Below are 21,854 nucleotides of genomic sequence, written 5' to 3'. Positions count from 1 at the left end.
CGATAACCGGCGACGCCTTAATAAAAACGAGCGCACACTACTTAACACCGATTGTATGAAGCCGCGTCATCCCTGTCCAGCGGCATCCCGCGCAGATTGCGGTTTGCGACACTTTTAATCTTTGTCCTGGTGACATAACTGTCATAACTCTTAAGTGTTAACAGGATGATCGGTGAAATGATTCAGCTCACACTATTTTTGTATAACAAATACAGCGCAATGGCGCGAAAACGCTCATTTTGTTGATGGAGTACACACATTTTAATTTCGATATTTCTCGTTTTTGAGCGTTAACGATAAATTAACAGTGTGCCTACCGGCTCCGGGGATGTCAGTGACCTTCTCGCATACAATAAACATTAAACTCTTCAGGATCCGATTATGAGTCAAACATCAACCTTGAAAGGCCAGTGCATTGCTGAATTCCTCGGTACCGGGTTGTTGATTTTCTTCGGTGTGGGTTGTGTCGCTGCACTCAAAGTAGCTGGCGCTACTTTTGGTCAGTGGGAAATCAGTATCATCTGGGGTCTGGGGGTAGCCATGGCTATCTATCTGACAGCAGGCGTTTCTGGCGCACACCTGAATCCAGCAGTCACCATCGCACTATGGCTGTTTGCGTGTTTTGACAAACGCAAAGTCGTTCCTTTTATAATTTCGCAAATTGCCGGCGCCTTTTGCGCAGCGGCATTGGTTTACGGGCTTTATTACAATCTTTTCATCGATTTCGAACAAACGAACCATATCGTGCGCGGCAGTACAGAGAGCCTGGGTCTGGCTGGCACTTTCTCCACCTATCCAAACCCGCATATCAATTTTGTGCAGGCCTTCGCGGTTGAAATGGTCATTACCGCTATTCTAATGGGGCTGATTCTGGCACTGACCGACGATGGTAACGGTGTACCGCGTGGTCCACTGGCACCGCTGCTGATCGGCTTACTGATTGCCGTTATTGGTGCATCCATGGGTCCACTGACCGGTTTTGCGATGAACCCGGCACGTGACTTCGGACCGAAACTCTTCGCCTGGATGGCAGGATGGGGCGAGATTGCCTTCACAGGTGGTCGTGATATCCCTTACTTCCTGGTCCCCGTGTTTGGCCCGATTACCGGCGCAATTCTGGGCGCATGGGCATATCGCAAACTGATTGGTCGCCATTTACCGTGCGATGTCTGCGCGATTGAAGAGAAAGACGCTGCGGCCAACACTCAACAAAAAGCTTCGCTGTAATGTGACTACGGGACAAAAAAAATTATGACTGAGAAAAAATATATCGTTGCGCTCGACCAGGGCACCACCAGCTCCCGCGCGGTCGTAATGGACCACGATGCGAATATCGTTAGCGTTTCGCAACGCGAATTCGAGCAAATCTATCCGAAAGCAGGCTGGGTAGAACATGACCCAATGGAAATTTGGGCAACCCAAAGCTCCACACTGGTAGAAGTGCTGGCGAAAGCCGATATCAGTTCCGATGAAATTGCAGCAATCGGTATTACCAACCAGCGTGAAACCACCATTGTTTGGGAACGTGAGACCGGTAAGCCAATCTATAACGCCATTGTGTGGCAGTGTCGTCGTACCGCAGATATCTGCGAGAAGCTCAAGCGCGACGGTATGGAAGAGTACATCCGTAACAACACCGGTCTGGTCATTGACCCGTATTTCTCCGGTACCAAAGTGAAGTGGATCCTCGACCACGTAGAAGGCTCGCGTGAGCGTGCCCGTCGCGGTGAGCTGCTGTTCGGTACCGTAGACACCTGGCTTATCTGGAAAATGACTCAGGGACGCGTACACGTCACGGATTACACCAACGCCTCACGTACCATGCTGTTCAACATCCATTCCCTGGATTGGGACGACAAGATGCTGGATGCGTTGGACATTCCGCGTGCAATGCTGCCGGAAGTTCGCCGTTCTTCTGAAGTCTATGGCCAGACCAACATTGGCGGTAAAGGCGGTACACGTATTCCTATCTCCGGTATCGCGGGTGACCAGCAGGCTGCACTATTCGGCCAGCTGTGCGTGAAGGAAGGGATGGCAAAGAACACCTACGGTACTGGCTGCTTCATGCTGATGAATACCGGCGAGAAAGCCGTTAAGTCAGAAAATGGACTGCTGACCACTATCGCTTGTGGCCCGACCGGAGAAGTGAACTACGCGCTGGAAGGTGCCGTGTTCATGGCGGGTGCATCCATCCAGTGGCTGCGTGATGAGATGAAACTCATCAGCGATGCGTTCGACTCCGAATATTTCGCCACCAAAGTGAAGGACACCAACGGCGTGTATGTTGTTCCGGCGTTCACCGGTTTGGGCGCACCCTACTGGGACCCGTATGCACGTGGTGCCATCTTCGGCCTGACCCGTGGCGTAAACTCCAACCACATCATCCGTGCTACGCTTGAGTCTATCGCTTACCAGACCCGCGACGTGCTGGAAGCAATGCAGGCGGACTCTGGTATTCGTCTGCACGCATTACGTGTTGATGGCGGCGCGGTTGCCAACAACTTCCTGATGCAGTTCCAGTCTGACATTCTTGGTACCCGCGTTGAGCGCCCGGAAGTTCGCGAAGTCACCGCGCTGGGCGCCGCATACCTGGCAGGTCTTGCCGTCGGTTTCTGGCAGAACCTGGATGAGCTGCAGGAAAAAGCGGTCATTGAGCGTGAGTTCCGCCCTGGCATCGAAACCACCGAACGTAACTTCCGTTACAGCGGCTGGAAAAAAGCGGTCAAACGCGCTCTGGCGTGGGAAGATCACGAAGAGTAATGCTGAAATGCCGGATGGGGCTAACGCCTTATCCGGCAAAACTGTCTCAACCCTGCACACGCACATACATCAATAATCCTGCCCCCTCCCCTGTGCTACACTTCGCGCCATTCCTTTCTGCTACGAGTTTGCAATGAGACGAGAACTTGCCATTGAATTTTCACGCGTGACCGAAGCGGCTGCACTGGCTGGCTATAAATGGTTGGGTCGCGGCGATAAAAACACCGCTGACGGCGCGGCGGTGAACGCCATGCGTATTATGCTCAACCAGGTCAACATCGACGGAACCATCGTGATTGGCGAAGGTGAGATCGACGAAGCACCCATGTTGTTTATCGGTGAAAAAGTTGGAACCGGTCTCGGCGATGCTGTTGATATTGCAGTCGATCCCATCGAAGGTACACGTATGACAGCAATGGGCCAGGCGAATGCGCTCGCGGTCCTCGCGGTCGGCGACAAGGGTTGCTTCCTGAACGCACCGGACATGTACATGGAAAAGCTGATTGTCGGCCCTGGTGCCAAAGGTTCAATCGACCTGAACCTGTCGCTGGAAGCAAACCTGCGTAATGTCGCCAGCGCGCTCAACAAACCGCTGAGCGAACTGACCGTCACCATTCTGGCGAAACCACGCCACGATGAAACCATCGCCGAAATGCAGGCGCTGGGCGTTCGCGTATTCGCGATTCCCGACGGCGACGTGGCCGCGTCTATTCTGACCTGTATGCCAGACAGTGAAGTTGACGTGCTGTATGGCATTGGTGGCGCACCGGAAGGTGTCGTCTCTGCCGCCGTTATCCGCGCACTGGATGGCGACATGCAGGGCCGTCTGCTGGCGCGCCATGACGTCAAAGGTGACAGCGAAGAGAACCGTCGTATCGGCGAACAGGAGCTGGCTCGCTGCGCCGCAATGGGTATTGAGGCAGGTAAAGCGCTGCGTCTGGATGAAATGGCCCGCAGCGACAACGTTATTTTCTCAGCAACCGGGATCACCAAAGGCGATCTGCTGGAAGGGATTAGCCGCAAAGGTAATATTGCCACCACCGAAACACTGCTGATCCGTGGAAAATCACGTACGATCCGTCGTATTCAGTCCATCCACTACCTTGATCGCAAAGATCCGGATGTACAGACGCATATCCTGTAATTGATTTGATCAATAGAGCCTTCCAGCCCATCCGGGCTGGAAATCTTTCGTGCAACGAACGAAGATAAGGCAATCACAGCAGACAGGAGAAAACCATGGCAGATTGGGTAACAGGCAAAGTCATTAAGGTACAAAACTGGACCGATGCCTTATTTAGTTTGACCGTGCGAGCTCCGGTTCTTCCCTTCACAGCAGGTCAGTTTACCAAGCTCGGCCTCGAAATCGACGGCGAGCGTGTCCAGCGTGCCTATTCCTACGTGAATGCACCCGATAACCCAGATTTAGAGTTCTATCTGGTGACGGTTCCTGACGGAAAACTCAGCCCCCGTCTGGCCGCACTGAAACCTGGCGACGAAGTACAGGTAGTGAGCGAAGCAGCCGGTTTCTTCGTGCTGGATGAAGTCCCCGATTGCGACACGCTGTGGATGCTGGCAACCGGCACCGCTATCGGCCCCTATTTATCGATTCTGCAGTTGGGCAAAGATCTGGACCGTTTTAACAATCTGGTGCTGGTCCACGCCGCCCGCTATGCCGCCGATTTAAGCTATCTGACGTTAATGCAGGACCTGGAAAAACGCTACGAAGGTAAATTACGTATCCAGACGGTTGTGAGCCGTGAAACCGCCGCAGGTTCATTAACCGGGAGAGTTCCGGCGTTGATTGAAAGCGGCGCGCTGGAAACTGCGGTTGGGCTACCTATGGATACAGCAACCAGTCATGTGATGCTCTGTGGTAACCCGCAAATGGTACGCGACACGCAGCAACTGCTGAAAGAAACCCGGCAGATGACCAAACATCTGCGCCGTCGACCAGGCCATATGACTGCTGAGCACTACTGGTGAGGGCTTGCCGGATGGCGCTTACGCCTATCCGGCCTACAATTACTGGCGCTCGGCTTTATATTTCACATCCAGCGTATCTTTACCAAATTTGTTTTCGCCCTGGGTGCCGACAAACGCGCCCAGATCGATAAGCATACCAACCAGAATCAGCGTCGGTACAAAGCGGCCTACCGCCCATTGCCAGACACCAGGCAATACCGCCCAGTTTCCGGCCAGCAGCATCCATGCAAGAATCATCAGGAACGCCCACGCGCCGGAGCGACCCCGATCATGCAGACGTTTTACTGTGACTGCAGCCGTCGGCCACAGCAGACAGACCAGACAAAATGCCGCCGTCTGGATATCGAGCAATTGTTTACTCGCCAGCGAAAACAAAACCAGCATCCCGACAATCCACAGACCTACCCAAATCCAGAAATCACGGCGTCCAAGACGCCCTTTAAATGAGAATAACCACTGCTGTATGGTCATGTAGGTTCCTTGATTATTACCTTCCAGAACAGTTTACCCTTTTGACAAGCCCGACAGTTATCGTTTTAATCGTGGTCAGTCATAATGAAAGGTACGATTGATGAAGCAAGGATTGACTCTGTTTTTATTATTGTTTTCAGCCCTGTCCGTAAGTACTACGGCACTGGCGCAAGAGCCCTCGACGGCAACCACGGCCCCTTACCTGCTGGCGGGCGCGCCAACCTTTGACCTGTCGATCAGCCAATTTCGTGAAAACTTTAATACGCAGAATCCGAAGCTTGCTCTGAATGAGTTCCGTGCCATCGACAGCAACCGCGATCGGGCAAATCTCACCCGTGCCGCCAGTAAAATCAATGAAAACCTGTATGCGTCATCCGCCCTTGAGCGCGGTACCTTAAAAATCAAAAGTATGCAGATAACCTGGCTGCCGATTCAGGGGCCAGAACAAAAGGCGGCCAAAGCGAAAGCGCTGGAATACATGACCGCCGTCATCCGCACCGTCGCGCCGCTACTGACGAAAGAACAAAGCCAGAAAAAACTGCAAAAATTGCTCACGGCAGGAAAAGGTAAGCACTATTACACCGAAACCGAAGGCGCAATTCGCTATGTTGTGGCAGATAACGGCGAAAAAGGGCTGACCTTCGCTGTTGAACCGATTAAGCTGGCACTATCTGAAAACCTCGAAGGGTCGAATAAGTGACAAAAAGCAAAGCCTTTCGGGGGATGAATCTCTATACTGTTTCACAGACCATGCTGCCCTGACGGGTGGCCATCTTCCTTAATTCGCTGACAAGCGTGGAGAAATGAAATGCGACATCCTTTAGTGATGGGTAACTGGAAACTGAACGGCAGCCGCCACATGGTAAACGAACTGGTTGCTAACCTGCGTAAAGAACTGGCTGGCGTTGCTGGCTGTGCAGTAGCAATCGCTCCGCCGGAAATGTATATCGACCTGGCGAAACACGCCGCTGCCGGTAGCCACATCATTCTGGGCGCGCAAAACGTTGACCTGAACCTGTCTGGCGCATTCACCGGTGAAACAAGCGCTGAAATGCTGAAAGATATCGGCGCGCAGTACATCATTATCGGTCACTCTGAGCGTCGTACTTACCACAAAGAGTCTGACGAGCTGATCGCGAAGAAATTCGCTGTGCTGAAAGAGCAGGGTCTGACGCCGGTTCTGTGCATCGGTGAAACCGAAGCAGAAAACGAAGCTGGCAAAACTGAAGAAGTGTGCGCGCGTCAGATCGATGCAGTACTGAAAACTCAGGGCGCGGCAGCATTCGAAGGCGTGGTTATCGCTTACGAACCTGTATGGGCTATCGGTACCGGCAAATCTGCCACTCCGGCACAGGCTCAGGCTGTCCACAAATTCATCCGTGACCACATTGCTAAAGCTGATGCGAAAATCGCTGAACAAGTGATCATCCAGTACGGCGGTTCCGTAAACGCAGCTAACGCCGCAGAACTGTTCGCTCAGCCGGACATCGACGGCGCGCTGGTTGGCGGTGCATCTCTGAAAGCAGACGCTTTCGCCGTGATCGTTAAAGCAGCTGAAGCCGCTAAACAGGCCTAAGTTGTTAAAAGGGGAGCATCGCTCCCCTTCTTATACCCGCTTTACCAGTATCCCAGCCAGTGCCACCAGAAGGCCCCCGTGACACCCCAGATGGTCAGGTTGACCACACTCATCACCAGTCCCGTTTTCCACCACTCCGCCAGTGTAACGTAACCCGAACCAAAGATGATCGGCGCAGTCCCTGTACCATAGTGCGTGAGCGACATCATCAACGAGGAGGAGAAGCCCAGCATCAGACCGAGCAGCGCCGGTGGAGCACCGAGACCTAATCCCGCGGCAAAGAACGCAGCGAACATCGCCGTAATATGCGCAGTCGTGCTGGCAAAAAAGTAGTGCGAATAGACGTAAAGCAGGATCAAAAGCAGCGTGGCAATACTCCAGTGCACGCCAAGATGGTCAATTGCACTACCAACACTCGTCGCCAGCCACCCCACCAGACCCAGCTTGCTCAGGAAATCCGCCATCATAACCAGTGCGGCAAACCAGACTATCGTATCCCATGCGCCACGGCATTTAAGGATATCGTCCCAACTCAATACCCCTGTCACTAACAGTACAGATAAGCCAATGAGCGCCGCGCTGGTGGGCTAACAGCCCAGGTACTGCCCATCAGCATGGCAGGAACACCTGCCCACAGGCAGAGCAGCAAAGCGAAAACCGCGAGGGTGATTTTTTCAGCCAGCGACAACGGACCGAGTGCCCCCAGCTTTTCCCGGGCAAACTCTGGCGCATTCGGCGTGCGTGTAATAGCGGGCGGATAGAGCCACCAGATGACAATAGGCATCACGGCCAGTGAGACAACGGCAGGAAGAAGCGCCGCAATCGCCCACATTCCCCAGGTCATATTCAGTACCCCATCCGTCCCTTTGGTCAAAAAACTCACAATAAGCGGGTTTGGCGCGGTAGCGGTAATAAACATCGCCGAACTGATCGGGTTAATGTTGTAGTTCACCAGAGCCAGATAACGACCTGTAGCGCCGTTCTCCTTGTCTCCGGGTTGAGAGCCCAGACTTTCCGCAATCGCCCGCATCACCGGGTGGATAATACCGCCGCCGCGCGCGGTATTACTCGGTGTAACGGGTGCGATCAGCGTTTCCGCCAGGGTTAACGCCCAGGCAATACCCAGCGTTCTTTTGCCAAACAGAGCAATAAACCCGTAGCCAATTCGCGCACCTAACCCCGTTTTCAACAGGCTTTGCGACAGCATGATGGAGATGCCGATCAGCCAGATCAGTTGGTTAGAAAAGCCACTCAGCGCATCACTCAGCGCTGCGGTAGGTTTACCAGGGTGCGTCACGCCGGTCATGGCTACCAACATGATCGCCACAATCGCGATAGCACCAATGGGCATGGCTTTCCCGATGATCGCCGCGATAGTACCGATGAACAGCGCCAGCAGGTGCCACGCTTCGGGGGTTACGTCAGGAGGACACGGGATAACAAACCAGATGGTTAGCGTAATAACGATCGAAAAAATGGCGGGCCAACAGCGGATGGGGGTCAATCTGTCCATGAATCAATCCTTGAGTTTCCAGCACGCAAATCTGCGCCCGGATATTAACCGCTATCAGCCTACATAAAACAATTCATTATCTCACAAAACAAATAATTAACACCGCAATGAAACTATAATTTCCCCAACACGCTAAACCACAGATAATCCAGCGGCAGTAGCATCAGATACGTTGCCGCCGCCAGTGCGATACACAGCAGCATCCCGGCCCTTGCAGGCACTTTCCCGAGCGCCATTGCCACCACGATCGGCGAAGCCTGATACGGCAGTAGCGGCGTGGAATAGCCCAGCACCTGAATCATAATCACCGACAGTAGCGGAAACCCGGTCGCATCGGCAAAGCTCTGCGCCAGCGTGGTGTACAGCGCCGGAACGCCGTTAGCGGTCATAATAAAATTGAGTGCGGTAGTAATACCGGTTAACGCGAGGAAGCTGGTAAACGGTTTTTCAGCATCCAGCGGCATCACCTGCAGCAGCGCTTCGCCCACCGCGCTACCGATGCCGGTTTGCGTCACGGTAATCGCCAGCCCCAAAATCCCCGCGACGTAAATACAGGTACGGATATTCACCCCGCTGGAAAATTCTTCGCCATTAATAAATCCTACGCGCGGCAACAGCGTAATCACCGCCGCCACCAGCCCGGTCCATGCCGGCCCCACACCATGCCAGCTTTCGCTGACCCACAGAAACAGCACCACCGCTAACATCCAGGCCAGACGTTTTTCATCACGACTCATTGGCTCAGGTGGCGTCAGATCGCGCGGCGCATGGGGTCGGCCAGGAAACAGCCAGCAGATAAGCACAATGAGCACCGCACCTTTTAGCCAACCCAACACGGGTGTATGTAGCAGCAAATAGGGAAGATAATTCAAGTGGATGCCCCAGGAACCTTCCGCTGCACCACTCATCACCAGGTTTGGTACGTTAGCAGGCAAGATCGTGGCGGAAAGCTGGAAGGTACCAAAACCCACGGCCAACGCCAGACCATACCAGGCGCGCGTGCCGTCGTTAATGCCAGCCCGTTTCGCCATCGCCGCCACAATCGGCATCAGCAACGCAATACGTCCCATGTTGGACGGCATGACGAACGCCAGTGCGTAACTCAGCAGCACCACGCTCGCGACCATTAATGGCCAGGAGTCTGTCAGCCTTGACGACAATGCCCTCGCCGCCCGGTCTGCCAGCCCCGTTTTACGAATCGCGATGCCCAGCACAAAACCACTGAAGACCAGCCAGAACGCCGATGAGGCAAAGCCGCCAAAGATCACATCCGGTGGCGCGATTTTGGCCACCATCGCCACGGCAAAGAAAAGCAGCGCCGTGATAAATTCCGGCAACAGCGATGTTGCCCAAAGCAAAATGGTGACGCCGACCACCAGAGAGGGAATAAACAGAGGGTGTGAAAGCCAGAGCGACATGCCTGTCTCCTGTTGTTTTTTTCAACAAGAATACGGGGACAGGCAAAGAGAGTAAACGCCAGATTAAGGGGGGTTAACGCAGAATATCACATTGATGATCCTGGATTTCCTCAGCGGAGGCGAGATTCAGCGACAGCAGGTCACGCTGGGTCGCCAGCAGGACAAAGGATTCGTCGCTTTGGCGTACCATCGCCAGCGCATAGCTCCCCATCCGCTCACGCGCATCCGGCACCTCTTCTGCCAGCATCATAAACGGGCTACGCTGCGCCAGTTCGTTTTCCGTCACACGACGCGCCAGATATTCATGTCCGCGCAATCCGCCAGGCAATGGCAACCAGCGAGAGCTGATTTTCGCCATATTGTCATCCAGTTTCGTTCTCACGTCGGGTCGCAGGCAGGAGATATGAATGTGAAAGTGATTTTGTGTACGCCCGGTACGTGAGTTAATGGTCAGCGATACCGCCTTATCAGGGATCTCCTGGCCGTATTTTTGACTCATAAAACTACGCGCCTGCCAGGCTAACCAGAAAAAGTTCGGCGTGCCTGATTGCAGCTGCAGCGGGCTTTCCGTGCCGTTGATGCGGTAAGTGGGCATCAACAAATATTGCAGCGGACCGTTTCGGTCTTTGAACACCACATATCCGGCATCGGGTTTAACTTCAGTACACGGCGCGGGATCGCGCTGCTGTAACTGATGTGGCAGGCATTGCTCAAGGACTATCTGGCGTAACGCGTCCGGGTTACCGCTAAATTTCCAGTACCCTATGCCCGCAGCGGCGGCGATAATCATCACCGTCAGTAAAAGATAACCTGCTTTTTTCATTACGCGTTTCCTGTATCCCATTGAGGGATAAGCGTAACGTAAAATGATGACAAATAAAAAACCCGGTCGCGCTATGCCACCGGGTGCTGTCATGACCTCAACCTTTAGCGTTTGCTGATCTGGTCAAAGGTACCGCCGTTAGAAAAATGCGTTTTCTGCGCTTTCGTCCAGCCGCCAAACTCTTCATCAATGGTGAACAGTTTCAGTTTCGGAAATACGCTTTCGTATTTCTTCGCGACGTCAGCATCACGCGGGCGATAGTAGTTTTTCGCCGCAATCTCCTGACCTTCCGGGGAATAGAGATATTTCAGGTAAGCTTCTGCCACCGCTTTGGTATCTTTCTTTTCCACGACTTTGTCGACAACGGAAACGGTCGGCTCAGCAAGGATAGACTCACTTGGGGTGACTATCTCGAATTTATCTTTGCCCAACTCATTCGTTGCCAGCAACGCTTCGTTTTCCCAGGCGATCAGCACATCGCCAATCCCTCGTTCAACAAACGTATTGGTTGAGCCCCGCGCGCCGGAATCCAGTACTTCAACGTTTTTAAACAGTGCCTTGACGAAGTCCTGCGCTTTGGCCTGATCGTTGTTGTTGTGATGCAAAGCGTAGCCCCATGCTGCCAGATAGTTCCAGCGTGCGCCGCCTGAGCTTTTCGGGTTTGGAGTAATCACTGACACACCCGGTTTAACCAGATCGTTCCAGTCATGAATTTGCTTTGGGTTGCCTTTGCGTACCAGGAAGACAATGGTGGAGGTGTAAGGCGCAGAATTGTCCGGCAAGCGTGTAATCCAGTTTTTATCGATACGGCCACGTTCAGCAATGGCATCCACATCGTAAGCCAGCGCCAGCGTCACGACATCGGCTTCGATACCGTTGATGACAGAGGTCGCCTGTTTACCAGAGCCGCCGTGTGACTGCCGGATAACGACGTTATCGCCTGTTTCCTGCTTCCAGTGTGCGCTGAATGCTTTGTTGTACTGTTCGTACAGTTCACGTGTTGGATCGTACGATACGTTAAGTAACTGAATATCCTTTGCCAGAACGCTGGTCGATGCCAGCAATAATGTTAACCCTACGCCCCATTTGTTCATCGCCCAGCTCTCTTATGTGGTGTTGTGATGAGCAAAGCGTGCCAGAAAGAGATCCAAACATTAAAGAATAAAAAAAGATTTGCTATAACTTTGGGGAATAAATATGAGGGATTGCCAGATGGCAGCTAGCGCCTTATCCGGCCTACAAGTCTCTGCAACCTTTAGGCCGGGTAAGTGTAGCGCCACCAGGCGCGCAAAAAGACAATCAGTACAGTTTTTTCGCGCAGTCCAGCCAGTCACCTTTGAACGGACGCTTCATGTTCTCGATAGCATCGATAATATCATGGTGAACCAGTTGCTCGTTCTGAATACCGACGCAGCGACCGCCATGACCTGCCAGCAGCAGTTCAATAGCATATGCCCCCATACGGGACGCCAGAATACGATCGTAAGGAACCGGAGAACCACCACGCTGGATGTGACCCAGTACGGTAGAACGCGTTTCACGGCCCGTTTCTTTCTCAATGTAATGTGCCAGCTCATCAACATCACACATGTGCTCAGTGATCGCTACGATGGCGTGTTTTTTACCTTTTGCGATACCGGCTTTGATTTCAGCAACCAGATCGTCGCGGCTAAATTCAACTTCCGGAACCACGACAAATTCACAGCCACCGGCAATTGCTGCAGCCAGGGTCAGGTCGCCACAGTAGCGGCCCATCACTTCAACGATGGAGATACGCTGGTGAGAAGAAGAAGTATCACGCAGACGGTCAATCGCTTCGACGACGGTACCCAATGCGGTGAAGTAACCGATGGTGTAGTCGGTGCCTTTAATATCGTTGTCGATAGTGCCCGGCAAGCCGATGCACGGGAAGCCCATTTCAGTCAGGCGTTTTGCACCCATGTAAGAACCGTCACCACCGATAACAACCAGGGCGTCGATGCCACGTTTCTTCAGGTTTTCGATAGCCACTGCACGCACATTTTCGTCGCGGAATTCCGGGAAGCGAGCAGAACCGAGGAAAGTACCACCACGGTTGATCATGTCGGACACGCTGTAGCGGTCAAGCTGGACCATACGGTCTTCGTACAAACCCAGGTAGCCATCATGGATCCCCATGACTTCCAGTCCTTCCGTTAACGCTGCACGTACAACACCACGGATTGCTGCGTTCATGCCCGGCGCATCACCGCCGCTTGTCAACACACCGATTTTCTTAATCATGACTACCTCTGAACTTTGGAATGCAAAATGAAATCTGCTGCCGGAAGTCGATTCCGCATATCGAAACGATCCAACGAATATGCAGATAGTATAACAATCACTTCCTGCTGAATTGATTCAGGTCAGGCCAAATGGTGGTAATTTATACACAAAATGCTGGCCCGGCTCACTTTTTACAACGAATTATGAAAGCTCAAACATCCTGCCTTCCTTGGGTACGACTGAACAGGGATCCTGGTGAATAATCACATCCGATCCCGGGAAACGCCGTAAAATTGCCTGCTCCACCTGCTCAGCCACTAAATGCGCCTGAACGAGCGGCAGATTATCTTCCATTTCCAAATGAATCTGAATAAAGCGGGTCGGCCCTGACTGCCGCGTGCGAAGATCGTGAGCGCCGCTGACACCTGGCCATGACGTCACTATATCAATAATTTCCTGACGTTCCTCATCGGGTAAAGCGCGATCCAGCAAGGATTGCACTGCCTCATACCCCATGCGTAATGCACTGTATAAAATATAGATGCCAATCCCGAGTGCAAACAAGGCATCCGCACGATGCCAACCATACCAGGCCAGTCCAAGCGCAACGAGAATTGCACCGTTCATCATAACATCAGACTGATAATGAAGCATATCTGCCCGTACAGCCTGACTTTGCGTACGTTTCACCACCCAGCGCTGAAACGTGACCAGAATGATAGTACAAATTAACGCAATAACGGTGACAACGACCCCGACACCCGGATCTTTCATCGGCGTCGGTTGGATGAGATGCTGAATCCCGGTCAGGAATAAAAACAACGCCGAACCGGAAATAAACATACTTTGCGCCAGCGCCGCCAGCGATTCCGCTTTCCCGTGCCCAAACGTGTGCTCATCATCTGCTGGCTGCAACGAATAACGCACGACCAACAAATTGGTTAGCGACGCAGCGATATCGACCAGGGAATCCACCAATGCCGCCAGAATACTGACCGATCCGGTGTACCACCACGCAAAAATTTTGATCAAAAGTAACAGAGAAGCCATCACGGTCGCAGCGATTGCCGCCCGACTGACCAGTCGCCCATAGGTTTGATTCATAAACACTCCTGCCAGGATATGCCGCTAGTATAACGGATGAAGTAAAACAGTCAGGCAATAACCGAGTGACAAATTTTGGGCAAAAAAAACCCCCACATCATGTGGGGGAAGACAGGGATGGTGTCTATGGCAAGGAAAACAGGGTTACTACTGGGAACGTGAGTTGCTACTACTCAATAAATTCAACGATGAGCTTTTTTGCCATTGCGTTACATCACGCAGTTGCTCCATTCGTTGTTCATGTTTCTCATTTAAAACCGCTTGCTGCTCGGGCGTTAACAGGCGATACATCTGGTTGCGGACCCTGGCTATTTCAACCTGGCGGGCAACCTGTTCTTGTGCCATTTTTTCTGCCTGAGCGCGCACAGCGCTTTCATCAAATTTCTCTGCGGTGACAAGACGATGCATTGTCTCCATTTCGCTAACATTAACAGGAGGCTGTTCGTGTCTTGCCTGCTGCATTAAATCTCGCATCTGTTGACGTTGATGTTCGGTTAAACTGATACCGTCAAACATGTGGCTCTGTACGCTGCGCTGCGATGAGCCTTCACCCAGGTGCCAGTGATCGCCTGTGACGACTTCAGCTGCATGGCTTAAAGTACTGAGTGCCAGCGTTGAGGCCATGACGGCAGCGGTAACTTTGCCCATCACTTGCTCCCAAAATCTTTTCTGTCGCGATTCAACGAGAGACAGTTTACGATTCGGGCTGCAAACATGCGTCAGGGGGTGTAAAACAACGTAAAGTCATAGATTAGCGACGCCTGATGACGTAATTTCTGCCTCGGAGGTACGTAAACAATGAATAAAATCCTGTTAGTTGATGATGACCGAGAGCTGACTTCCCTGTTAAAGGAGTTGCTCGAAATGGAAGGTTTCGATGTGCTGGTTGCCCATGATGGGGAGCAGGCACTTGAGCTTCTGGATGACAGCATCGATTTACTTTTGCTCGACGTCATGATGCCGAAGAAAAACGGCATCGATACACTGAAAGCGCTTCGCCAGACACACCAGACGCCCGTAATCATGCTGACCGCTCGCGGCAGCGAATTGGATCGCGTACTCGGCCTTGAGCTGGGCGCGGACGACTATTTACCCAAACCCTTTAACGACCGCGAACTGGTCGCGCGTATCCGCGCTATTCTGCGCCGCTCTCACTGGAGCGAACAACAGCAGACCAGCGATAATGGCTCGCCGACGCTGGAAGTGGATGCGTTAAGCCTGAATCCGGGTCGCCAGGAAGCCAGTTTTGATGGGCAAACCCTGGAGTTAACCGGCACCGAATTCACTCTGCTTTATTTACTGGCACAGCATCTCGGCCAGGTGGTTTCTCGTGAACACCTGAGTCAGGAAGTTCTGGGCAAACGCCTGACGCCGTTTGACCGCGCTATCGACATGCACATCTCGAACCTACGTCGTAAGCTGCCAGAGCGGAAAGACGGGCACCCGTGGTTTAAAACCCTGCGTGGTCGCGGCTACCTGATGGTCTCCGCTTCATGATAGGAAGCTTAACCGCACGCATCTTTGCCATCTTCTGGTTAACGCTGGCACTGGTGTTGATGTTGGTACTGATGCTGCCCAAGCTCGACTCACGCCAGATGACCGAGCTACTGGACAGCGAGCAGCGCCAGGGGCTGATGATCGAGCAACACGTTGAAGCGGAGCTGGCGAACGACCCACCCAACGATCTGATGTGGTGGCGTCGCTTGTTCCGTGCTATCGACAAGTGGGCGCCGCCAGGACAGCGGTTATTGCTTGTCACTACAGAAGGACGTGTGATCGGCGCAGAACGCAACGAAATGCAGATCATTCGTAACTTTATTGGTCAGGCTGATAACGCTGACCATCCGCAGAAGAAAAAATATGGTCGCGTTGAGATGGTCGGGCCCTTCTCCGTCAGAGATGGTGAAGATAACTACCAGCTGTATCTCATTCGACCAGCCAGCAGTTCACAGTCTGATTTCATCAACCTGTTGTTTGACCGGCCGCTGTTGCTGCTGATCGTCACCATGCTCGTCAGCTCGCCACTGCTGCTTTGGCTGGCATGGAGCCTGGCGAAACCAGCGCGTAAGCTGAAAAATGCGGCGGATGAGGTGGCACAGGGTAACTTGCGTCAGCATCCGGAACTGGAAGCCGGCCCACAGGAATTTCTGGCGGCAGGTGCCAGTTTTAACCAGATGGTGACCGCGCTGGAACGCATGATGACCACGCAGCAACGCCTGCTGTCGGACATCTCTCACGAGTTGAGAACGCCACTAACACGTTTGCAACTGGGGACTGCGCTGCTGCGCCGTCGTAGCGGTGAGAGCAAAGAGCTGGAGCGCATTGAAACAGAAGCGCATCGGCTGGACAGTATGATCAACGACCTGCTGGTGATGTCGCGTAATCAGCAGAAGAACGCGCTGGTCAGTGAAACCATGAAGGCTAATCAGCTATGGGGCGACGTGTTGGATAACGCCGCCTTTGAAGCCGAGCAGATGGGCAAGTCGCTTACAGTGAATTTCCCGCCGGGACCGTGGCCGCTGTATGGCAACCCGAACGCACTGGAAAGTGCGCTGGAGAACATTGTTCGCAACGCCCTGCGTTACTCGCACACCAGGATTGAAGTGGGCTTCGCGGTGGATAAAGACGGGATCACCATCACCGTGGACGATGATGGTCCGGGCGTGAGTCCCGAAGACAGAGAGCAGATTTTCCGTCCGTTTTATCGCACCGATGAAGCGCGCGATCGTGAATCCGGTGGGACAGGTCTGGGTCTGGCGATTGTTGAAACCGCTATTCAGCAGCATCGGGGCTGGGTGAAGGCCGAGGACAGTCCGCTAGGAGGTCTGCGTCTGGTGCTCTGGTTGCCACTGTATAAGCGTTCGTAGCTGTTTTTGTGCCGGGTGGCGGCTTCGCCTTGCCCGGCCTACTTTTCCCGTGGGGGAACTAGTTCCCCCACAATCTCCGCGAATTATCTTCAATCTTGCCGCTTAAACGACGTTTCTGCATCGTTCTGGTCCAACTTTTCGATAACCCCGCCGCCGACAGAAGGCGGTGATACTGGTCATCGTCAAACGGCATATGCCACGCAATGGCAATTGCCTCCCGCAGACTGACATCGCTCACACGCGACGCCAGCTCCAGCGGCGCATCCGCCGACACTTGCCCCGGCGCGATAACACTGTACAGCCAGCCTATCTTCCCCGAAGCCTGCATCTGACTTGCCATATCGCTAATGCCAAAATGGAAATTCAGCTTAAAACACGGTGAACGCGGCTGCGTGACCTGAATCAGCGCCTCGCCCCACTGGAAAATATCGCCGATACAGACATTCTCTTCTGTCAGCCCAAGCGTTGAAAGGTTCTCTCCAAAGGCAGGGGCAACAAATAACTCCGCTTGTTCGGGGAATTCTTGTATCCAGTGCTGATAGTGTTCCTGCGGATAGTGGCATAGCGCGCGATCCGGCCCGCCATGAATTTTAGTCTCCGCCTGTTCATCGCCCGTTAGCCCCAGATCGGTCAGCATCAACTCGCCATCAACCTGAACTTTAGCAATCGCGCTGGGACGACTTCCCGTGTAGTCCCGAATCTTGCCTGTAAAAACATCGACCGGATATCGCATCTGTTCCCTCTCCCGATAAGTTTCTCCCATTACACCATATTTATTTTACCCCAGTCGCTCAAAATGAGAGCACGGTTCACATGAAACGTAGGGACACATGCTATCAATGTAATCTTGTTTTGAAACATCATTTCAATTAAGGAGTCGACTACGTGACTGGTCAATCGCAATTTGCTGGCGTCTGGTGTCCTTCCATTACGCCAATGGACAATGATGGCAAGATCGATCTCAATGGTCTGAGCCAGCATCTCAAACGCCTTACTGAGGCAAAAATCGACGTTATTTTGTTGATGGGCAGCATTGGGGAATTTGCTTCCTTTACGCTCGAAGAAAGGCTGTTGCTGATCCGTGAAGCCCGTGCCATGAGCTCGCTGAAGATGGTCGCGAACGTCTCATCCACCTGCCAGAATGATGTTTTGCTGATGGCCCAGGAGGCGCATCGCACCGGATACGATGCCGTCATGATCCTGCCGCCATACTACTACGGTCAAACGTCGAAGCAGCTACTAAGCTACTTTCGCCAGTTGGGACAGAAGCTCAGCGGCAAATGGTTTGTCTATAACTTCCCGGCGCGAACTGGCTGCGATTTAACGCCAGAGCTGGTTGCCAAGCTGGCAGCTGAATTCCCGAACTTTGCTGGCATTAAAGATACCGTGGACTGCCAGTCCCACACCCGCAGCATGATCCAGAAAACCCGTGCCGTGCGGGAAGACTTTGCGGTGCTGTCTGGTTATGACGAATACTACATTCCTAACCTGCTGGCTGGCGGTGCGGGGATCATCTCGGGCCTCAACAACGTTATGCCTGAGCTGTTTGTCAGCGCACGCGAGGCGTTTAAACAGGGCGATCTGGCGGCGCTGCGTGAGATTCAGGATAAGATTGGTACCTACATGTCCATCTACGCGATCGGCGAGGATTTTGTCACTACCATCAAGACCGTTGTGTCACGGAAGTTTGACTATTGCACCGGAGTATCACGAAACGCGGGTGGAGAGTTGAACGAGGACGAATGCAGAATAATTGATCAGATATTTGTTCTTTAGTTTTAAGCCCAATGCCCGGTGACGCGAACGCTCACCGGGCATAACCTGGCCGGATAAGCGCAGCGCCATCCGGCTATAGGACGTTATTTTACCGTGCCGCGAAGATCAATTTCCGCCGCTCTGGCTTTGGCTCTTTTCGACCAGATGGATGTGATAATCGGTACGAGGATCGAGGTGACAATCACCGAGGTCGCCACCAGGGAGGTGGCCGCTGGTGCCATCGGTTTGAACGCCGGAACCATCTCAGCAATCAGCACCGGTGTGGCAACGGCCGCTCCTGCAGAACTGGACGCCGCAATCCCCGCGGTACCATCCCCACCACCAATCAGTTTATCAGCGATAATCAACGGAATACCGGTGATTATAATCACCGCTACGCCCAACAGAATACCCAGAACGCCCGTCTGCGCAATCACACTTAAATCAATAGTGTTACCCAATGCGAAGGCAAAGAAAGGGATCAGCGTCTGCACGGCTTTACTGAAGAATTCCCGCAGCTCAGGGTCCAGATTACCCAGCGCAAAACCAATCAGGAACGGCAATACCGCCCCCACAAATACATGCGGTTCAAACGAAGCAATCCCGGCGGTTCCCAGAATCACCATGGTCATCAGCGGACCTGACTCCAGCGACATCAGGACAAACGCCCCAGCCTCTTCTTTGGTGCCATATTGCTGCATGATCGAGGCATACAGCCCGCCGTTAGTCATATCCATTGCGGCCACCAGCGCCAGCGTGGACAACCCGGCGAAGAACCCCACTTCCACGCCATGTTCAGGAAGAATGCGCGATGCAATCGCCGCTACCACCCATGCGACCAGGATCTTGGTTATCACTAACGTGCCGGATTTACGCAGTACGGTTCCGGTAGCGCTCAGCTTAATCGACGCCCCCATGCAAAAGAACCAGACTGCCAGAATTGGCACCGTACCGGTGATCATACCGTTGGTAAATGAGCCGAAGTATTTCCCGGCGCCGGGTGAAAAGGTGTGACATAACGCGCCCAGAAAAAGTGGTACCAACATCATACCGCCTGGGATTTTCTCTATCGTACGTTTGATCTGCATTTCCATCACCTGTAGACATAAAAATGGGGCAATTTTTATGGGCGACTGCATCTTGCTTATGAGATGCGCCCGTCTTGATGAAAAGAAGATAGACATTCAGAGAAACTATAAAAGTGATCCCACTCGCATAATAAAACCTTGTTTCAATTTAAATGGATCATTGTTTTTATATTGATTTTGATCACAAAAAAGCCCCCACAAGCATCGCTTGCAGGGGCATCATTAAAACGTAGAACTTATTTTTTCGCGGCGAAACGCGCTGCGGCTTCGTCCCAGTTCACTACGTCCCAGAACGCTTTGATGTAGTCCGGGCGACGGTTCTGGAATTTCAGGTAGTAAGCGTGTTCCCAGACGTCCAGGCCCACAATTGGGAAGCCGGAAGCGCCAGAGATAGCTTCACCCATCAGCGGGGAATCCTGGTTAGCGGTGGAAACAACAGCCAGTTTGTCACCTTTCAGAACCAGCCACGCCCAGCCGGAACCGAAACGAGTTGCTGCTGCTTTTTCAAATTCAGCTTTGAAATTGTCAACGGAACCGAAGTCACGTTCGATAGCCGCTTTCAGGTCGCCCTGCAGCGTGGTACCGGTTTTCAGACCTTTCCAGAACAGGCTGTGGTTAGCATGGCCGCCAGCGTTGTTACGCAGAACGGTTTTCTTATCCGCAGGTAGCTGATCCAGTTTGGTGATCAGCTCTTCAGCAGACAGGCTCGCAAATTCAGGCAGGCTTTCCAGCGCAGCATTAGCGTTGTTTACGTAAGCCTGGTGGTGTTTGGTATGGTGGATTTCCATCGTCTGCTTATCGAAGTGCGGTTCAAGGGCATCATAAGCGTACGGCAGGGATGGCAGTGTATAACTCATAATCATCTCCAGTATTGTCGGGCGGCCAGTGTTAACGCCGCGTAAGCAGTTGGGTCATTATAGTTAATTAAATGATATTGAAAATGATTATCAATGCCGTACTTTTTACGTGGTTATGGCTTTTAGTTATCAAACAGCCGCCACATGGCAGAATACCTATGAGAGAGGCGCCTCGCTGGCATGTATGCCCAGCCGATTTATCGTGTCATCACTGCTGAGAGGGTAGGAATAACGAATATATTCTTTACATTCCGGCAGCATCACGCAGGTTCCGCCAGTAAGAAACATACGGCTCATTCAACTCCTGCGGCAGAGTTGACAATATTCACTGGATGACCTTCGTTTCAACACACTATTTATGCCCTATATATTTCCCGTTCGCCAGGCCTGTGCTTAAATAGCTAAAACGGTTTAACTATAGTTTAGCTAAGAGGTGTACATGAAAAAGGTCTGGGTACTTGGCGATGCCGTCGTGGATTTGTTACCGGATGGAGAGGGTAAATTACTGCAATGCCCAGGAGGGGCGCCGGCAAACGTCGCGGTAGGTATCGCAAGGCTTGGCGGGGAAAGTGCGTTCATCGGCAGAGTTGGAGACGATCCCTTTGGCCGATTTATGCAAAAGACATTAGCGGCTGAAAAGGTGGATGTGCAATGGATGCGGCGCGATCCTCTTCATCGCACGTCAACGGTGGTGGTCGACCTCAACGAGCAAGGCGAGCGTTCGTTTACCTTCATGGTACGCCCAAGTGCCGATTTGTTCCTGGAACCTGCCGATATTCCCGCTTTTCAGGTGGGAGAATGGCTCCATGTCTGCTCCATCGCCCTGAGTGCAGAACCCAGCCGTAGCGCGACGTTTCAGGCGATGGATGCGGTAAAACGTGCAGGCGGCTATGTCAGTTTTGACCCTAATATTCGCCCCGATCTCTGGAATGATAACGATACGCTGCGCCAGTGCCTGGAACAGGCGATGAGCAAAGCGGATGTGATGAAACTCTCCGTCGAGGAACTTCACTTTGTCAGCGGTTATCAGGCCGTAGAAGAAGGGCTGGTGGAGATGATGCGGCATTGTCCCGCCAGACTGGTCCTGGTTACACAGGGTAAAGACGGGGTGATTGCCTGGCATGACGGAAATGCCGTGCTTTATCCAGCAACACCTGTGGAGAGTGTTGATACAACCGGTGCGGGGGATGCATTTGTTGCAGGACTGCTCTACGGACTCGCCAACAACGGATTGTCTGCGGCCCAGGAACTCGCTTCCATCATCGGTTTAGCACAGCGCTGCGGAGCGCTTGCAACCACGGCAAAAGGTGCGATGACCGCGTTACCTTACCATCACGAACTGTAAATTTTCCCTTCACAGGCCGCGCTCTGGCGGCCTGAATTGTCGTCCTG

Annotated in this window: 20 protein-coding genes and 1 pseudogene; 10 read left to right on the top strand and 11 right to left on the bottom strand. The window is 52.8% G+C overall.

Going from position 1 to position 21,854, the window contains the following annotated elements:
- The first annotated feature begins 381 nt into the window (after window positions 1–381).
- From OGX95_RS22675 to fpr, 4 genes are all read left to right on the top strand, one after another.
- Window positions 382–1,227, top strand: coding sequence for an MIP/aquaporin family protein (locus OGX95_RS22675; protein WP_032490558.1), 846 nt, complete (start codon window positions 382–384; stop codon window positions 1,225–1,227).
- Window positions 1,228–1,251: 24 nt separating this feature from the next.
- Window positions 1,252–2,760, top strand: coding sequence for a glycerol kinase GlpK (gene glpK / locus OGX95_RS22670; protein WP_271441490.1), 1,509 nt, complete (start codon window positions 1,252–1,254; stop codon window positions 2,758–2,760).
- 133 nt (window positions 2,761–2,893) lie between these two features.
- Complete coding sequence (gene glpX / locus OGX95_RS22665) at window positions 2,894–3,904, top strand: class II fructose-bisphosphatase (protein WP_137381459.1); 1,011 nt, start codon at window positions 2,894–2,896, stop codon at window positions 3,902–3,904.
- A gap of 95 nt (window positions 3,905–3,999) precedes the next feature.
- Window positions 4,000–4,746, top strand: a complete 747-nt coding sequence (gene fpr / locus OGX95_RS22660; protein WP_286631053.1) for a ferredoxin--NADP(+) reductase — start codon at window positions 4,000–4,002, stop codon at window positions 4,744–4,746.
- A 39-nt stretch (window positions 4,747–4,785) separates the two neighbouring features.
- Here fpr and OGX95_RS22655 read toward each other — a convergent pair whose 3' ends face one another.
- The gene (locus OGX95_RS22655; protein ID WP_286631052.1) at window positions 4,786–5,217 is read right to left on the bottom strand and encodes a DUF805 domain-containing protein; all 432 of its coding nucleotides are present in this window, start codon (window positions 5,215–5,217) and stop codon (window positions 4,786–4,788) included.
- A 100-nt stretch (window positions 5,218–5,317) separates the two neighbouring features.
- Between OGX95_RS22655 and OGX95_RS22650 the strand changes: the two genes are divergently transcribed.
- Window positions 5,318–5,917 carry a YiiQ family protein gene (locus tag OGX95_RS22650; RefSeq protein WP_286631051.1) on the top strand — a complete coding sequence of 200 codons (600 nt, stop codon included), beginning with the start codon at window positions 5,318–5,320 and terminating at the stop codon, window positions 5,915–5,917.
- A 108-nt stretch (window positions 5,918–6,025) separates the two neighbouring features.
- On the top strand, window positions 6,026–6,793 hold the full coding sequence (gene tpiA / locus OGX95_RS22645) for a triose-phosphate isomerase (RefSeq protein ID WP_003028783.1): 768 nt from the start codon (window positions 6,026–6,028) through the stop codon (window positions 6,791–6,793).
- A 41-nt stretch (window positions 6,794–6,834) separates the two neighbouring features.
- Here the strand turns inward: tpiA and OGX95_RS22640 are convergent.
- The 7 genes and pseudogenes from OGX95_RS22640 to cpxP form a co-directional block, all read right to left on the bottom strand.
- Window positions 6,835–8,306: pseudogene (locus tag OGX95_RS22640) on the bottom strand (DASS family sodium-coupled anion symporter).
- A gap of 113 nt (window positions 8,307–8,419) precedes the next feature.
- Window positions 8,420–9,724 carry an SLC13 family permease gene (locus OGX95_RS22635; RefSeq protein WP_286631050.1) on the bottom strand — a complete coding sequence of 435 codons (1,305 nt, stop codon included), beginning with the start codon at window positions 9,722–9,724 and terminating at the stop codon, window positions 8,420–8,422.
- Between the two features lie 73 nt (window positions 9,725–9,797).
- Window positions 9,798–10,547 carry a CDP-diacylglycerol diphosphatase gene (locus OGX95_RS22630; RefSeq protein ID WP_286631049.1) on the bottom strand — a complete coding sequence of 250 codons (750 nt, stop codon included), beginning with the start codon at window positions 10,545–10,547 and terminating at the stop codon, window positions 9,798–9,800.
- 104 nt (window positions 10,548–10,651) lie between these two features.
- A complete protein-coding gene (gene sbp, locus OGX95_RS22625) occupies window positions 10,652–11,641 on the bottom strand; it encodes a sulfate/thiosulfate ABC transporter substrate-binding protein Sbp (protein WP_286631048.1) in 990 nt (329 codons plus the stop codon).
- Between the two features lie 205 nt (window positions 11,642–11,846).
- Window positions 11,847–12,809: a 6-phosphofructokinase gene (pfkA, locus tag OGX95_RS22620; protein WP_003028778.1), complete on the bottom strand. Its 963-nt coding sequence runs from the start codon at window positions 12,807–12,809 to the stop codon at window positions 11,847–11,849.
- A gap of 183 nt (window positions 12,810–12,992) precedes the next feature.
- Window positions 12,993–13,895, bottom strand: a complete 903-nt coding sequence (gene fieF / locus OGX95_RS22615) for a CDF family cation-efflux transporter FieF (RefSeq protein WP_286631047.1) — start codon at window positions 13,893–13,895, stop codon at window positions 12,993–12,995.
- Between the two features lie 147 nt (window positions 13,896–14,042).
- Window positions 14,043–14,543 carry a cell-envelope stress modulator CpxP gene (gene cpxP / locus OGX95_RS22610; RefSeq protein WP_137381452.1) on the bottom strand — a complete coding sequence of 167 codons (501 nt, stop codon included), beginning with the start codon at window positions 14,541–14,543 and terminating at the stop codon, window positions 14,043–14,045.
- Between the two features lie 150 nt (window positions 14,544–14,693).
- On the opposite strand from cpxP, the gene cpxR reads away from it, so the two are divergent.
- The gene (cpxR, locus tag OGX95_RS22605) at window positions 14,694–15,392 is read left to right on the top strand and encodes an envelope stress response regulator transcription factor CpxR (protein ID WP_048214010.1); all 699 of its coding nucleotides are present in this window, start codon (window positions 14,694–14,696) and stop codon (window positions 15,390–15,392) included.
- Window positions 15,389–16,762 carry an envelope stress sensor histidine kinase CpxA gene (gene cpxA, locus OGX95_RS22600; protein ID WP_286631046.1) on the top strand — a complete coding sequence of 458 codons (1,374 nt, stop codon included), beginning with the start codon at window positions 15,389–15,391 and terminating at the stop codon, window positions 16,760–16,762. Before cpxR ends, cpxA begins: the two co-directional genes overlap by 4 nt.
- 58 nt (window positions 16,763–16,820) lie before the next feature.
- On the opposite strand, the gene yiiM is transcribed toward cpxA, so the two are convergent.
- Window positions 16,821–17,495 (bottom strand): 6-hydroxyaminopurine reductase, encoded by a 675-nt coding sequence (gene yiiM / locus OGX95_RS22595; protein WP_286631045.1) that lies wholly within the window; start codon window positions 17,493–17,495, stop codon window positions 16,821–16,823.
- Window positions 17,496–17,647: 152 nt separating this feature from the next.
- On the opposite strand from yiiM, the gene OGX95_RS22590 reads away from it, so the two are divergent.
- A complete protein-coding gene (locus OGX95_RS22590) occupies window positions 17,648–18,538 on the top strand; it encodes a dihydrodipicolinate synthase family protein (RefSeq protein WP_286631044.1) in 891 nt (296 codons plus the stop codon).
- Between the two features lie 83 nt (window positions 18,539–18,621).
- On the opposite strand, the gene kdgT is transcribed toward OGX95_RS22590, so the two are convergent.
- Together kdgT and sodA are read right to left on the bottom strand one after the other, a co-directional pair.
- Window positions 18,622–19,605: a 2-keto-3-deoxygluconate transporter gene (kdgT, locus tag OGX95_RS22585; RefSeq protein WP_003028743.1), complete on the bottom strand. Its 984-nt coding sequence runs from the start codon at window positions 19,603–19,605 to the stop codon at window positions 18,622–18,624.
- A 236-nt stretch (window positions 19,606–19,841) separates the two neighbouring features.
- Window positions 19,842–20,462, bottom strand: a complete 621-nt coding sequence (gene sodA, locus OGX95_RS22580; protein ID WP_005121766.1) for a superoxide dismutase [Mn] — start codon at window positions 20,460–20,462, stop codon at window positions 19,842–19,844.
- Between the two features lie 439 nt (window positions 20,463–20,901).
- On the opposite strand from sodA, the gene cscK reads away from it, so the two are divergent.
- Window positions 20,902–21,807, top strand: coding sequence for a fructokinase (cscK, locus tag OGX95_RS22575; protein WP_286615342.1), 906 nt, complete (start codon window positions 20,902–20,904; stop codon window positions 21,805–21,807).
- The last annotated feature ends 47 nt before the right edge of the window (window positions 21,808–21,854 follow it).

Source organism: Citrobacter sp. Cu233 (assembly GCF_030332225.1).
Lineage (GTDB): Bacteria > Pseudomonadota > Gammaproteobacteria > Enterobacterales > Enterobacteriaceae > Citrobacter.
This window is presented reverse-complemented; position numbering and strand designations above follow the sequence as displayed.

Coding starts and splice junctions, on each gene's coding strand:
- kdgT (WP_003028743.1), bottom strand. CDS start 19,605: ATGCAGATCAAACGTACGATAGAGAAAATCCCAGGCGGTATGATGTTG.
- sbp (WP_286631048.1), bottom strand. CDS start 11,641: ATGAACAAATGGGGCGTAGGGTTAACATTATTGCTGGCATCGACCAGC.
- glpX (WP_137381459.1), top strand. CDS start 2,894: ATGAGACGAGAACTTGCCATTGAATTTTCACGCGTGACCGAAGCGGCT.
- tpiA (WP_003028783.1), top strand. CDS start 6,026: ATGCGACATCCTTTAGTGATGGGTAACTGGAAACTGAACGGCAGCCGC.
- fieF (WP_286631047.1), bottom strand. CDS start 13,895: ATGAATCAAACCTATGGGCGACTGGTCAGTCGGGCGGCAATCGCTGCG.
- OGX95_RS22630 (WP_286631049.1), bottom strand. CDS start 10,547: ATGAAAAAAGCAGGTTATCTTTTACTGACGGTGATGATTATCGCCGCC.
- cscK (WP_286615342.1), top strand. CDS start 20,902: ATGAAAAAGGTCTGGGTACTTGGCGATGCCGTCGTGGATTTGTTACCG.
- cpxP (WP_137381452.1), bottom strand. CDS start 14,543: ATGGGCAAAGTTACCGCTGCCGTCATGGCCTCAACGCTGGCACTCAGT.
- OGX95_RS22675 (WP_032490558.1), top strand. CDS start 382: ATGAGTCAAACATCAACCTTGAAAGGCCAGTGCATTGCTGAATTCCTC.
- sodA (WP_005121766.1), bottom strand. CDS start 20,462: ATGAGTTATACACTGCCATCCCTGCCGTACGCTTATGATGCCCTTGAA.
- OGX95_RS22635 (WP_286631050.1), bottom strand. CDS start 9,724: ATGTCGCTCTGGCTTTCACACCCTCTGTTTATTCCCTCTCTGGTGGTC.
- yiiM (WP_286631045.1), bottom strand. CDS start 17,495: ATGCGATATCCGGTCGATGTTTTTACAGGCAAGATTCGGGACTACACG.
- OGX95_RS22655 (WP_286631052.1), bottom strand. CDS start 5,217: ATGACCATACAGCAGTGGTTATTCTCATTTAAAGGGCGTCTTGGACGC.
- OGX95_RS22650 (WP_286631051.1), top strand. CDS start 5,318: ATGAAGCAAGGATTGACTCTGTTTTTATTATTGTTTTCAGCCCTGTCC.
- pfkA (WP_003028778.1), bottom strand. CDS start 12,809: ATGATTAAGAAAATCGGTGTGTTGACAAGCGGCGGTGATGCGCCGGGC.
- cpxA (WP_286631046.1), top strand. CDS start 15,389: ATGATAGGAAGCTTAACCGCACGCATCTTTGCCATCTTCTGGTTAACG.
- fpr (WP_286631053.1), top strand. CDS start 4,000: ATGGCAGATTGGGTAACAGGCAAAGTCATTAAGGTACAAAACTGGACC.
- glpK (WP_271441490.1), top strand. CDS start 1,252: ATGACTGAGAAAAAATATATCGTTGCGCTCGACCAGGGCACCACCAGC.
- cpxR (WP_048214010.1), top strand. CDS start 14,694: ATGAATAAAATCCTGTTAGTTGATGATGACCGAGAGCTGACTTCCCTG.